The organism is Cellulomonas sp. PS-H5 (genome assembly GCF_019265565.1).
Classification (GTDB): Bacteria; Actinomycetota; Actinomycetes; order Actinomycetales; family Cellulomonadaceae; genus Cellulomonas.
This window is the reverse complement of the sequence record NZ_JAHVCI010000051.1, coordinates 1-13348: the sequence shown is the minus strand read 5'-3', so window position 1 is coordinate 13348 and position 13348 is coordinate 1. Positions and strand designations below refer to the sequence as shown.

Below are 13348 nucleotides of genomic sequence, written 5' to 3'. Positions count from 1 at the left end.
GCACCCCCGAGGGGGCGCCGGCCGTCGTGCGTGCGGCGTCGCGGTCCCGGGCTCAGCCCAGCTCGGACGTCCCCGAGTACAGGTGCAGCACCGGCACGTGCAGCTCCTCGCGGGCGCGGGACGCCCAGTCGCGGTGGAACGTGTCCTCCAGCGCGTGCGGGTAGGTCACGACGACCACCTCGCGGGCGCCCTCGGACGCGACGGCGGCGCGCAGCGCGGGCAGCGGGTCGTCGTCGACGACCGTCCCGGACGCGCTCACGCCGGCATCGGCGAACGCGGCCAGGCTGTCGGCGAGCTGCTCGGCCGCGTCGGCGGTCGCCTCGGTCGGCTCCGGCTCCCGGCCCAGGACGGTGTCGAGCGCCTCGCGGAGCTCGCCCATGCTCAGCTGGTCGACGAGCGACACGAGCACGTTGCGCTCGGTGTCGGCGGGGACGAGCACGCGGTACTGCAGCTGCTCGCCGTCGTGCAGCGAGACGATGTGCGCGACGTCGGCGGCGGCGAGGGTGTCCTCCGTGAGGACCAGGATCGTGTCGGTCACGGATCGACCCTAGCGGGCGTCGGCGCTGCTCACCCGGTCACGCGACCGCGCGCCGCGGGGTCAGCCGGCCGCGCCGAGCACCCAGCGCCCGAGCAGCATCCCGTCGCTGTGCAGCAGGTGGGCCGGGCGGGCGGGCAGCGGGTCGAGCCACTCGGGCGCCTGCACCGCGCGCAGGCCCGGCCCGCCGACGAGCAGCGGGCTGGTTGTGAGGCAGAGCTCGTCCACCAGCCCGGCGCGCACCAGGTCCGTGAGCAGCCGCGGGCCGCCCTCGGCGAGCACCCGGGTCAGGCCGCGGTCGGCGAGCGCGGCGAGCGCCGCGGCGAGGTCGACGTCGTGGTCGCCGGCCACCAGGACCCGGTCGTCGCCCAGCTCGGCGCGCAGGTCGGCGAGCCGCGGGTTCGCGGCGACCGTCACGACGTACGGCGGCCGGTCGGTGCCCCGCAGGCCCTCGGGCAGCTCGCCGGACGCCGTGACCAGGGCGAGCTCCAGGTCGGGCGCCTGACCGCGGGCGGCGCGGGCGGCCCGCAGGTCGGCCGGCACCCCGAGCGGCGTGTAGTGCTCGGCCCGGGCGGTCCCCGCGCCGACCAGCACGACGTCGGCCGCCGCGCGCATGACCCGGAACACCCGCCAGTCCGCCGGGCCGTTGATGCTGCGGGACCGGCCGTCGGGGCCCTGGGCCGAGCCGTCGACGGTGGCGATCATGTTCGCCCGCACGGCCGCGGGGCGGCCGGGCGCGGGTGCCGGGTGCGCGTACAGGTCGTGCAGCGCGGGCTCGCCGGCCTCGGGCGCCAGGGTCGCGCCGGCGCGGTCGAGGGGCAGCAGCACGTCCAGGGGCGGGAGCTCGCGGGGCATGGCGGTCAGGCTAGTCGTAGGCTGTGCGGCCGTGAGCCCCAGCCCCGCCACGCCGACGACGGCCAGCCTGACCTCCCGGCGGCCCGACGTCGGCCGCGACCGCCTGCTGGCGGAGCGCGTCCCGCCGCCGCACTTCGCCGGCGAGTCCTTCGACACCTACCGGCCCGACCCGGAGTACCCGAGCCAGGGCGCCGCGGTGGCCCGGCTGCGCGACGTCGCGGCGACGTTGACGGGCGCGGGCGGCTCCGGCGGCCTGCTGAGCCGGCTGCGGCGCAAGCCCGCCGCGGTGCCCGCGGTGTACCTCGACGGCGGGTTCGGCGTCGGCAAGACCCACCTGCTGGCGTCGCTCGCCGCGGCCGTGGGCCCGGAGGCCGCCGCGTACGGCACGTTCGTCGAGTGGACCAACCTGGTCGGCGCCCTCGGGTTCCGGCCGACCGTCGACGCGCTGGCCACCCGGAAGCTGGTCTGCATCGACGAGTTCGAGCTCGACGACCCCGGGGACACCGTGCTGATGTCCCGGCTGCTGCGCGAGCTCACCGACCGGGGCGTCGCGCTCGCCGCGACGTCGAACACCCTGCCGGAGTCGCTCGGCGAGGGCCGGTTCGCGGCCGACGACTTCCTCCGGGAGATCCAGGACCTGTCCGACCGGTTCGAGGTGCTGCGGATCGACGGGCAGGACTACCGGCGGCGCGAGGCGGTCACCGACGCGCCCGGCCTGGACGACGACGCCGTGCGGGCCGCGGTCGCCGGGGTGCCGGGCGCGACGCTGGACGACTTCGGCGACCTGCTCGGGCACCTGTCGACGGTGCACGCCTCGCGGTACGGGGCGCTGCTGGACGGGGTCGAGCTCGTCGGGCTGACCGGGGTCGGGCCGGTGCCGGACCAGGACGTCGCGCTGCGGCTGGTGTCCCTGGTGGACCGGCTGTACGACCGGGACGTGCCGGTGCTGCTCGGCGGCGCGGGGGAGTCCGCGCTGTTCACCGAGCAGATGCTGGCGGGCGGGTACCGGAAGAAGTACTACCGCGCGCTGTCCCGCCTGGGCGCGCTGGCGGAGCGGGGACGCCAGGAGGCAGCGGTCCGCGGCTGACCGCCCAGGGTCATGGGCTGGAAACGGGTGGAGTGTTCTGCCCGACACGCACCGGCGTGTCGGGCAGAACGCTCCACCCGAGGGAGGGGCTGAGGGGTCAGGGGGCCAGGACGGCCACCGAGCGGGGGCCGAGGATCAGGTGGGCGCCCTCGCCGTCACCCGCCGGGACGATCCGGGCCGTGGCCCAGGACGCCAGCACCCGCAGGTCCCCCTCCGACGCCAGCGGCACCGTGCGCTCCACGTCGGCCAGGTTCACCACCACGCGGGCCTCGCCGCGGTGCAGCACGAGCCAGTCGGCCCACGCGCCGTCGACCGGCTCGGCGCCCTCGGCCCAGGTCAGGTCCGTGCGCGTGCGGTCGCCCGAGCCCAGGTCCGGGACCTCGTGGCGCAGGCGCGCGAGCGTCCGGTACCAGTCGAGCATCCGCTCGCCGCCGGGCAGCGTCGGCTCGTCCCAGTCGAGCCGGCCCGCCTCGAACGTCGCCGGCGCCTGCGGGTCCGGCACCTCGAAGGTGTCCTCGTCCGCCCCGTACATCTCCGCCCAGCCGTGGCCGCCGAACTCCCGCGACCGGCCCTCGCGGACCGCCTGGGCGAGCTCGGGTTCCGGGTGGTCGGTGACGTACATCCACGGCGTGCGGGCACCCCACTCCTCGCCCATGAACAGCATCGGCGTGAACGGCGAGAGCAGCACCAACGCGGCCGACGCGGCCAGCGCCCCGTCGTCCAGCGCGTCCGACGGGCGGTCGCCCAGCGCGCGGTTGCCGACCTGGTCGTGGTCGGAGCCGAACACGACGAACCGGTGGCCGTCGACGTCCGGCGGCACCGGCGCACCCCAGTCCTCGCCCCGGAACGTCGAGTACCCGCCGTCGTGCACGAACACGTCGCGGTACGCCTTCCGCAGCGTCTCCGGCGCGCCGAAGTCGACGTAGTACCCGTGCCGCTCGCCGGTCAGCAGGGCGTGCAGCGCGTGGTGCACGTCGTCCGCCCACTGGGCCGTCATGCCCCAGCCGCCCGCGGCGGTCGGCGTCACGGACACGGGGTCGTTGAGGTCGACCTCGGCGATCAGCGACAGCGGGCGGCCGACCTCGGCCGCCAGGGCCGCCACCTCGTCGGACAGCTGCGCGAGGACGTGCCGAGGGGAGTCGTCGACCAGCGCGTGCACGGCGTCCAGCCGCAGCGCGTCCACGTGGAAGTCCCGGAGCCAGCGCAGCGCGCTGTCCACGATCCACCGGCGCACCTCGCCCGCGCCGTCGCCGTCGAGGTTGATCGCCGCGCCCCACGGTGTGTGGTGCGCGTCGGTGAAGTACGGCCCGAACTCGCCCAGGTAGTTGCCGGACGGGCCCAGGTGGTTGTGGACGACGTCCAGGCAGACGGCCAGGCCGGCGGCGTGCGCGGCGTCCACGAACCGCTGCAGGGCGGCCGGGCCGCCGTACGGCTCGTGCACGCCGTAGAGGCTGACGCCGTCGTAGCCCCAGCCGCGCTCGCCGTTGAACGGCGCGATCGGCAGCAGCTCGACGACCTCGACCCCGGTGCCGACGAGGTGGTCGAGGCGCGCCGCGGCGGCGTCCAGCGTCCCCTCGGGCGTGAAGGTGCCGACGTGCAGCTCGTAGACGACCGCGCCGCGCACGTCGCGCCCGGCCCAGCCGTCGTCCGACCACGCGTGCCGGGACGCGTCGAACACCCGGCTCGGCCCGTGCACGCCCGCGGGCGCCCAGGGGCCGCGCGGGTCGGGCCGCGGGTCGCCGCCGTCGAGCACGAACGCGTAGTCGGTGCCGTGCGGCAGGTCGCGGTCGGTCGTCCACCAGCCGTCGCCGGCGGGGGTGAGCGGCACGGTCTCCGCCCCGGCGTCGTCCGCCGCGGGCAGGTGCAGGGCGACGGTGGTGGCGTCGGGCGCCCACACCTCGCCCGGGCGCACGGTGCGGACGGGGGTCTCGGTCACGCGTCGGTCCTCCTCACGAGCAGGGCGACCGGCAGCCGGTCGAGCAGGTCGGCCAGCGGCTGCACGCCGCCGTCGACGGGGCGGTCGGCCAGGACGTCGTGCCAGTCGCCCTCGGGCAGGGCGACGGTGTGCTCGCCCCAGCCGCCGAGCCGGTCGACCATCGCGGCGAGCCGGGTGGCGACCACGGCCACCCGCGGCTCGCCGTCGGCGGTGCGCGCGTAGGTGAGCACGTGCCCGGACGAGTGCGGCAGCGGCGTGATGCCGGCGCCGGGGCCGACGAACGCCTCGGGCACGTCGCGGCGGAGCCGCAGGGCGCGCGAGGTGACGAGCAGCTTCTCGTCCGCCAGGTCGCGCGGACCCGCGCCCTCGTCCAGCCGGGCCAGCCGGGCGGCGATCGCGTCGTGGTCGACGGGCCGGCGGTTGTCCGGGTCGACCAGCGCGACCGCGGGCACCTCGGTGCCCTGGTAGACGTCGGCCACGCCCGGCAGCGTGAGCTGGACGAGCTTCTGACCCAGGGTGGCCGCGCGCACGGCGTCCCGGGTGCGGTGCTCCCAGTCGGCGAGCAGCGCGCCCACCCGCTCGTCCGCCAGCGCCTGGGTGGCGACGTCGAGCACCGCGCGCTCGTACGCCTCGTCCGGGCTGGTCCACGACGTGCGGTCCTTGGCCTCGCGGACGGCCTTGGTCAGGTACTCGGTCAGCCGCTCGGCCGCGATCGGGCCGTCGGCGGTCCAGGTGCCCGCGAGGGTCTGCCAGAGCAGGTTCTCGGCGCGGCCGTCGAGCAGCGTGCTCCGGTAGGACGCCGTGGCCTCCCGCAGCCGCCCGACCAGCTCGGCCCACTCCACCGGCAGCTCGGACAGCACGCCCAGCCGGGCCCGGACGTCCTCGCTGCGCTTGGTGTCGTGCGTCGACAGCGTGGTCATGCCGAGCGGGGTCTGCTGCTGGGCGCGGACCGCCCAGGCGAGCAGCTCGGTGGGCGACAGCGCGAACCGCTCGGGCTCGCCGCCGACCTCGGTGAGCGACACCAGGTGCGTCCACCGGTAGAACGCGGTGTCCTCGACGCCCTTGGCCATCACGGCGCCGCAGGTCTGCTGGAACCGGACGACGAGCTCGTCGCGCTGCGGCTCCCGGGTGCGGCCGGCGCTGCCGACCTCGCGGCCGAGCAGCAGGTCGACCAGCACGTCCATGGTGGCGGCGCGCTCGGGGGACAGCCGGGCGCGGGCGGCGCGGGCCGCGTGCTCCAGCACCTCGACGTCGGCGGGGTGCGGGGTGCGGCCCGGCACGACGTACGCGCGGTACCGGTCCATGGCCACCAGCAGCTCGACCAGGCAGTCGTGCAGCGACCGCCAGGTGTGGTCCCGGAGCCGCAGGTCGCCGCGGCACACCTCGGCGGCGAGCTCGGTCAGCCGGTACACCTCGGCGTACAGCGCGCGGTCCACGATCTGCCGCTTGGCGGTGTCGACCACCTCGGGCAGCGCGTCGGACGACTCGCCGGTCAGCCGGTGCATGAGCGCGCCCAGCCGGGCGCCGCCGCCGGGGTCGACGAAGGCCTGCTGGATCCGCCACAGCGCCTCGTAGCCCGTGGTGCCGGCGGTGTCCCAGTCGGCCGGGAGCTCCTCGTCGCCCTGCAGGATCTTCTCGACGACGACCCACGCGCCGCCCGACCGCTCGCGCAGCCGCTCCAGGTAGCCGCCCGGGTCCGCGAGCCCGTCGGGGTGGTCGATGCGCAGGCCGTCGAGCACGCCCTCGTCGAGCAGGCGCAGCACCAGGGCGTGCGTGGCGTCGAACACGGCGGGGTCCTCGACGCGGATCGCGGCGAGGGTGCCGACGTCGAAGAACCGCCGGTAGTTGAGCTCCTCGTCGGCGACCCGCCAGTACGCCAGCCGGTAGTGCTGCCGCTCCAGCAGCTCGGCCAGCGGCAGCGCCTCGGTGCCGGGGCGCACGGGGAACGTGTGGTCGTAGTACCGGAGCACGGGCTGCGGCTCGTCGCCCTGGCCGGGGACGACCTCGTGCTCCAGCCGGATCTCGCCGGACGCGAGCACGGCGCCGATCCGGTCGCCCAGCACCGGCATGAGCACGTCGCCCTCGCCGGCGGACCAGTCGACGTCGAACCAGGACGCGTACGGCGACTCCGGGCCCTCGGCGAGCACGGACCACAGGGCGCGGTTGTGCCAGGCCGGCGTGGGCACGGCCATGTGGTTCGGCACGATGTCGAGCACCAGGCCGAGGCCGGCCGCGTGCGCCCGGTCGGCGAGCCGGCGCAGGGCCGGCTCGCCGCCGAGGACGGGGGAGACCTCGTCGTGGTCGACGACGTCGTAGCCGTGCGTCGAGCCGGGCGCTGCGGTGAGGATCGGCGACAGGTACACGTGCGTGGCCCCGAGGTCGGCCAGGTACGGCACCAGGTCGGCGGCGTCGTCGAGCGTCAGGTCGGCCCCGAGCTGGAGCCGGTAGGTGGACGTGGGCACCGGGCGACCCGGCGCCGGGAGGCGCCGGGTCGGGGTGCGGGGCTCGGTCCCGCGGTCGACGGTCACTTGCCCCGCTTCCGGTCGCCGGTGCCGTCGGCGGGCGCCGGGGCGCCGGAGGGCGTGCCCGGGGTGCCGGGCAGGCCGGTCGGGGCGGGCGGCTCGGCACCGGTCGGCAGCGACGTGACCGCCGGGGCCTGCGTGATCGGGTCGACCTGCTGGATCGGCGGCCGGGACAGCACCACCGTGGACCGGTGCGCGATCTCGAGGGTCGTCGAGTGCGCGATCTCGGTGCCCGGCTCCAGCTGGTGGTCGCTGTCGAGGGCGACCGTCCAGGTCTCGCCGTACTCGGCGTCCGGCAGCGTGAACGACGCCGGCTCGGGCTGCGCGTTGAACAGCACCAGGAACGAGTCGTCGACGATCTCCTCGCCGCGCAGGTCCGGCTCGGCGATCGCGTCGCCGTTGAGGAACACCATGACGGCGCGCGCGAACTCCTCCTGCCACTGCGCGTCGGACATGTGGGTGCCCGCGGGGGACAGCCACGCGATGTCGCGCAGGTCGGACTCGCCGCCCCGCTCGGGGGCGCCCGCGAAGAACCGGCGGCGGCGGAACACCGGGTGGTCCTTGCGCAGGTGCACGACCTTGCGGGCGTACTCCAGCAGCTCGGTGTCGTGCTCGTCGAGGTCCCAGTTCTGCCAGGAGAGCTCGTCGTCCTGGCAGTACACGTTGTTGTTGCCCTGCTGGGTGCGGCCCATCTCGTCCCCGTGCAGGATCATCGGCACGCCCTGGGAGAGCAGCAGCGTGGTGAGGAAGTTCCGCCGCTGCCGGCCGCGCAGGTCCAGGACCTCCGGGTCGTCGGTCGGGCCCTCGACGCCGCAGTTCCAGGACCGGTTGTGGCTCTCGCCGTCCCGGTTGCCCTCGCCGTTCGCCTCGTTGTGCTTCTCGTTGTACGACGTCAGGTCGGCGAGCGTGAAGCCGTCGTGCGCGGTGACGAAGTTCACGCTCGCGATCGGGCGGCGGCCGGTGTGCTCGTAGAGGTCCGAGGAGCCGGACAGCCGGCTGGCGAACTCCGCCAGCGTCGACGGCTCGCCGCGCCAGAAGTCCCGAACGGTGTCCCGGTACTGGCCGTTCCACTCCGACCACAGGGGCGGGAACCCGCCGACCTGGTAGCCGCCGTCGCCGAGGTCCCAGGGCTCGGCGATCAGCTTGACCTGGGAGATGATCGGGTCCTGCTGCACGATGTCGAAGAACGCGCTCAGCCGGTCGACCTCGTGGAACTGGCGGGCCAGCGTCGCCGCGAGGTCGAACCGGAACCCGTCGACGTGCATGTCCTGCACCCAGTAGCGCAGCGAGTCCATGATCAGCTGGAGCACGTGCGGGGACCGCATGAGCAGCGAGTTCCCGGTGCCCGTGGTGTCGAAGTAGTGCGCCGGGTCGTCGTCGACGAGCCGGTAGTACGACGCGTTGTCGATGCCGCGGAACGACAGCGTCGGGCCCAGGTGGTTGCCCTCGGCGGTGTGGTTGTAGACGACGTCGAGGATGACCTCGATGTCCGCGGCGTGCAGCGCCTTGACCATCGCCTTGAACTCCTGCACCTGCTGGCCGGTGCTGCCGAAGGCGGCGTAGGCGTTGTGCGGCGCGAAGAAGCCGATCGTGTTGTAGCCCCAGTAGTTCGACAGCCCGCGGTCCTGCAGCGACGGGTCGTTGACGAACTGGTGCACCGGCATGAGCTCGACGGCCGTGATGCCGAGGTTGGTCAGGTGCTCGATGACGGCGGGGTGCGCGAGGGCCGAGTAGGTGCCGCGCATCTCCTCGGGCACCGCCGGGTGCAGCCGGGTGAGGCCCTTGACGTGCGCTTCGTAGATGACCGAGTCGTGGTACTCGTGCTGCGGCGGCCGGTCGTGGCCCCAGTCGAAGTACGGGTTCACGACGACCGACGTCATGGTGTGGCCGGCGGAGTCCTCGGTGTTCCGCTCGTCCTCGGCGCCGAACGTGTACGAGTACAACGAGGGGTCGTTGTCGATCTGCCCGTCGATGGCCTTCGCGTACGGGTCGAGCAGCAGCTTCGACGGGTCGCAGCGATGGCCCTGGGACGGGTCGTACGGGCCGTGCACCCGGTAGCCGTACCGGGTGCCGGGCTGGAGGGCGGGGACGTAGCCGTGCCAGACGAACGCGTCGACCTCGGGCAGGTCCACCCGGGTCTCGTTGCCCGCCTCGTCGAACAGGCAGAGCTCCACCCGCTCCGCGACCCCCGAGAACAGCGCGAAGTTGGTGCCGCTGCCGTCGTAGGTCGCGCCGAGCGGGTAGGGGCGTCCGGGCCAGATCCTCATGCGCGTCAGTCCTCCGGGGGCGGTGGGGGTCGGCGGCTGGTCGCCGCTCCTGGGCACAGCGTGCCAGGGGACCCCCCAGGTGCGCAGGACGAACGCCTCGCGCGCGGTCCGGCGGGCGGTGCCGGGCGGGCCGCGGCGGGGCGGGTGCCGGGGCCGCCGCAGGGGCGGCACTGGGCCGAACGGGCGGCGCGACCCGGCAGTTCACCCGCGGCCGGCCTCCCGTTCACCCCGACGGACTATCGCATATCGGGCAATTCGGACGCATGCTCGGACCCATGGCGGAACAGGACGACGCGCGGGTGGTCATCACCAACGCGGACATCGCGGCGGCGAAGCGCGACTGGCAGCTCGCCCGCAACCGCGGGGACCTCCCGGTCCGCGTCGACGCCGCCTACGACCTGTACCGCCGGCTCGTGTCCGCCCAGGCGCAGCAGATCGCCGACACGTTCCGCGCGACGGGGGCGCTGCGCTCCGACCAGGGCTGACCGCACCGCGGGGAGGGCGGCTGCGAGGGGGCTGCGAGGCGCGTGCGAGGGGCGGGGCGCCTGCTGGTGGGGTCCGCCGGCGACCGGCCGGCGGCCCGACCCGCGAGGGGGACCGCATGTCCACGACCACGCCCGCCACGCGCGCGGCTTCGACCACGCCCGCGACGTCCGCGGCCACGGCGCCACCCGCCGACCCCGCCGACCCCGCCGGGTCCGTCGACCCCGCCGACCCCGCCGACCCCGCCGACCCCGCCGACCCCGCCGGGTCCGCGGACACCGCCGCCACCCGCCCCGGCGACCTGCTCGCGCCCGTCGGGCCCAGCCCCGCCGAGGTGGCGGACCGGGTGTTCGCCGCGAGCCTCGGCGCGCAGGAGCTCGCGGCGGTGCACGCGGGCGACCGGCTCGGCTGGTACCGCGCGCTCGCCCGGTCCGGACCGTGCACCCCGGACGAGCTGGCGGCCCGGACCGCCAGCCACCCCCGCTACGCCCGCGAGTGGCTGGAGCACCAGGCGGCCGCCGGCTTCGTCGTGCCGGCGGCGGGCGGCGCCTACGCGCTGACGCCGGGGGCCGCCGCGGTGCTCGCGGACGCCGACTCGCCGTCCTACCTGGCGCCGCTGGCCCGCATGCACGCCGCGAGCGTCCGGGTCTCGGACGAGCTGCACGCCGCGTACCGCGCGGGCGGGGGCGTCGCCTGGGAGCGGCTGGGCGCCGACGCGCGCGAGGCCCAGGCGGCGCTGAACCGGCCGTTCCTCCTGCACGGCCTCGCGGACGTCGTCGCGGAGCGGCTCCCGGACCTCGACGACCGGCTGCGCGGCGGTGCCCGGGTGGTCGACGTCGGCTGCGGCGAGGGCTGGTCGTCGATCGGCCTCGCGCTGGCCTACGAGGACGTGGAGGTGACGGGCGTCGACCTCGACCCGGCGTCGGTGGCGGCGGCCCGGCGGCACGCGGCCGCGCGCGGCGTCGAGGACCGGGTGCGGTTCGTCGCGGCGGACGCGGCGACGCTGGCGCGGCGCGGGGCCGTCGGCGGGTACGACGTCGGGCTGGCGTTCGAGTGCGTGCACGACCTCGCCGACCCGGTCGCGGTGCTCGCCGCGGTGCGGACGCTGGTCGCCGACGACGGCTGGGTGCTGGTCGCCGACGAGCGGGTGGCGGAGGAGTTCAGGGCGCCGGCCGGGCCGCTCGACCGGTGGTACTACGGGTTCTCGCTCGGGGTCTGCCTCCCGGACGGGCTCTCGCACCCGGGCGGGGTCGGGACCGGGACGGTGATGCGCCCGGCGACGCTCGCCGGGTACGCGCGGGCGGCGGGGTTCGTGGCGACCGAGGTGCTGCCGGTCGAGCACGACCTGTTCCGGTTCTACCGGCTCCGGGGCTGACGCGCGGCGGTGCCGGCGGACGCCGGACGGGCGGGGGCGTCCGGGGCCGCGGCGGTCCGGACCGCGGGGGCCGGGACGGTCCCGTCCCCGCCCGGCGGCGCGGCGTCGGCCCGGCGCGGCCCCGCGGCCAGCCGGTCGACCGCGGCCCCGAGGTCGTCGTCGGCGCCCGCGTCGACCAGCGTCGCGAGCCGTCGGGTGCCCAGGGCGGCCGCGAGCCCGGCCCGCGCGCCCGCGAGCGCGTCCGCCTCCACGCCGTAGGTCACCGGCAGGTCGGGGGCGGTCACGGCGCCGAGCAGCAGGGCGGCGTCCTCGGGCCGGTCGAGGCGCAGGAGCAGGGGCACCGCGTTCCGCAGCGCCGTGAGCAGGTGCGTGCGGTCGCCCGCCGGGGCCCAGTCGCGCGCGAGCGCGAGCAGCTCCTCGAGCGCCCCCGCCGGGTCGGGGCGGCGCGCGACCGCGGCGACGGTGGCCGCGCGCGCGACGCCGCACAGGTACCGGTCGCCGACCGCCTCGGCGAGCTCCCGGGCGTCCGCGAGCGCCGCGACGGCGGCGGCGGGGTCGGTGCGCGCCAGCACCTCGCCGGTGGTGAAGGCGAGCCACGCGCGGTCGGACGGGGCGGCGGCCACGGGGTGCACGGCGCGGTGCAGCACCGCGAGCGCCGCGTCGGCCGCGAGCGGGCGGTCCCGGTACGCGGCCACCAGTGCCGGGTAGGTGAGACCGATGACGCGGTAGTGCGGGTCGGCCGCGTGCTGCGCCTCGGCGGTGATCCGGCCCCCGAGGGCGACCGCGTCGTCGGTGCGACCCTCGACGAGCGCCAGGTCGGCGAGCACCTCGAGCGCGTGCAGCCGGTCGGCCACGTCCGTGGCCCCGGCCAGCGCGTGCTGCGCCCGGCGCCCCGCCCCGCCCCGGTGCCCCTGGACCAGGGCGCGGGCCGCGAGCGCCGCGAGGACGGCCGGGGCGTCTTCGCGCCCCGGGACGGGCCAGGCCAGCACGTCGGTGCGCAGGGTGTCGACCGCGTGCCGGTGCAGGGCGCGGGTCAGCCGCACCGCGAGGTCCGGGTCGTGCGTCGCGGCCCAGGCGTGGGCGACGCGGAGGTCGGGCAGCAGCGCCGTGAGCCGCGCCCGCGCCTCCGGCTCGCCGGGCCCGCGCAGGGCGCGGTCCGCGTCGCGGGCGACGTCGAGCAGCACGGCCGCGTGCCGGGCGCGCACCGCCTCCGGGGGCGGTCCGACGACCGCGCGCACCGTCTGGAGCATCCGGTACCGCGTCCGGCCGCGGGCGTCGTCCCGGACCAGCAGCGACGCCGCCGCCAGCTGCTCGGCCGTCCGCGCCGGGACGTCCAGCACCCGCGCGGCGAGGTCGGGCGGGCACGCGGTGGCGAACACCGGCCAGCCGTCCAGCGCCGTGCGCGCGTCCCGGGCGAGCAGCTCCCGCGACCAGCCCACCAGCGCCGCGAGCGACCGGTGCCGCGCCGGGGCGTCGCGGCGCGGCTGCACGAGGGAGTCCAGCCGGGCGTCGAGGAGGTCGGCGAGGTCGGCGACGCTCAGCGTCGCGGTGCGGGCGGCGGCCATCTCGACGGCGAGCGGCAGCCCGTCGAGGCGGGCGACGACCCGGGCCACCGGGTCGGGCGCGCCGCGGGGGAGGTCGGTCGCGCCGGGCTGCGGTCCGGTCGCGCGCCCGGACGCGGCCCGGGCGCGGTCCCGGAACAGCCGCGCGGCCGGGGAGGCGGGTCCGTCCGCGCCCAGCGGCTCGACCAGCAGCACGTGCTCGCCCGCGACCCCCAGCGGCGTGCGGCTCGTGGCGAGCACCCGCAGCGGGCCGGGCTCGGACAGCAGCAGGTCCACGCACTCGGCGACCGCCCCGGCGACGTGCTCGCAGTTGTCGAGCACCAGGACCGTCGCGCGGGTCCCCGCGGCGGCGAGCACCTGGGCCGGCGGGACGGCGGGGTCGGCGTCCAGGCCCTGCGCGATCGCGGCCGGCACCGCGGCGGGGTCGCGCACCGCCGCGAGCTCGACGAACCGCGGGACCAGCGGGTCCGGCACCCGCGCCGCCGACTCCAGGGCGAGGCGCGTCTTGCCGACGCCGCCGGGACCGACGAACGTGACCAGCGCGCTCTGCGCGAGGAGCGCGCGGGCGGCGCGCAGCTCGGCCTCCCGCCCGACGAACGAGGTCCGAGGGCGGGGGAGCGGCGGGGCGGGCGGGCCGTCGCCGCGCGTGCGGACCCGGTTGCCGTCCGGGTCGGCGGGGCGCGCCGGCGGCGCTCCGGCGGCCGCGCGCCCTCCGGCACCGCCGGC

General features: G+C 77.0%; 9 protein-coding genes. 3 read left to right on the top strand and 6 right to left on the bottom strand.

What is annotated here, in order from left to right:
* Positions 1-52 precede the first annotated feature (52 nt).
* Together J5O08_RS16430 and J5O08_RS16425 are read right to left on the bottom strand one after the other, a co-directional pair.
* Positions 53-538, bottom strand: coding sequence for a hypothetical protein (locus J5O08_RS16430; protein WP_218707963.1), 486 nt, complete (start codon positions 536-538; stop codon positions 53-55).
* A 60-nt stretch (positions 539-598) separates the two neighbouring features.
* Positions 599-1390 (bottom strand): dihydrofolate reductase family protein, encoded by a 792-nt coding sequence (locus J5O08_RS16425; RefSeq protein ID WP_218707962.1) that lies wholly within the window; start codon positions 1388-1390, stop codon positions 599-601.
* Between the two features lie 31 nt (positions 1391-1421).
* Here J5O08_RS16425 and zapE point away from each other — a divergent pair, with 31 nt between their 5' ends.
* Positions 1422-2477 carry a cell division protein ZapE gene (gene zapE, locus J5O08_RS16420; protein WP_308281673.1) on the top strand — a complete coding sequence of 352 codons (1056 nt, stop codon included), beginning with the start codon at positions 1422-1424 and terminating at the stop codon, positions 2475-2477.
* Positions 2478-2574: 97 nt separating this feature from the next.
* On the opposite strand, the gene treZ is transcribed toward zapE, so the two are convergent.
* From treZ to glgX, 3 genes are all read right to left on the bottom strand, one after another.
* Positions 2575-4413, bottom strand: coding sequence for a malto-oligosyltrehalose trehalohydrolase (gene treZ, locus J5O08_RS16415; protein ID WP_308281672.1), 1839 nt, complete (start codon positions 4411-4413; stop codon positions 2575-2577).
* Complete coding sequence (gene treY, locus J5O08_RS16410; protein WP_308281671.1) at positions 4410-6875, bottom strand: malto-oligosyltrehalose synthase; 2466 nt, start codon at positions 6873-6875, stop codon at positions 4410-4412. The genes treZ and treY overlap by 4 nt, the downstream gene beginning before the upstream one ends.
* 62 nt (positions 6876-6937) lie before the next feature.
* Positions 6938-9202, bottom strand: a complete 2265-nt coding sequence (glgX, locus tag J5O08_RS16405; RefSeq protein WP_218707958.1) for a glycogen debranching protein GlgX — start codon at positions 9200-9202, stop codon at positions 6938-6940.
* Positions 9203-9477: 275 nt separating this feature from the next.
* On the opposite strand from glgX, the gene J5O08_RS16400 reads away from it, so the two are divergent.
* Both J5O08_RS16400 and J5O08_RS16395 read left to right on the top strand, forming a co-directional pair.
* Positions 9478-9687 carry a hypothetical protein gene (locus J5O08_RS16400; protein WP_147796510.1) on the top strand — a complete coding sequence of 70 codons (210 nt, stop codon included), beginning with the start codon at positions 9478-9480 and terminating at the stop codon, positions 9685-9687.
* 116 nt (positions 9688-9803) lie between these two features.
* Complete coding sequence (locus J5O08_RS16395; RefSeq protein WP_218707957.1) at positions 9804-11060, top strand: bifunctional 2-polyprenyl-6-hydroxyphenol methylase/3-demethylubiquinol 3-O-methyltransferase UbiG; 1257 nt, start codon at positions 9804-9806, stop codon at positions 11058-11060.
* On the opposite strand, the gene J5O08_RS16390 is transcribed toward J5O08_RS16395, so the two are convergent.
* The coding region (locus J5O08_RS16390; protein WP_218707956.1) for a hypothetical protein at positions 11042-13348 on the bottom strand (2307 nt) is incomplete at its 5' end. The two genes, J5O08_RS16395 and J5O08_RS16390, sit on opposite strands and share 19 nt — an antisense overlap.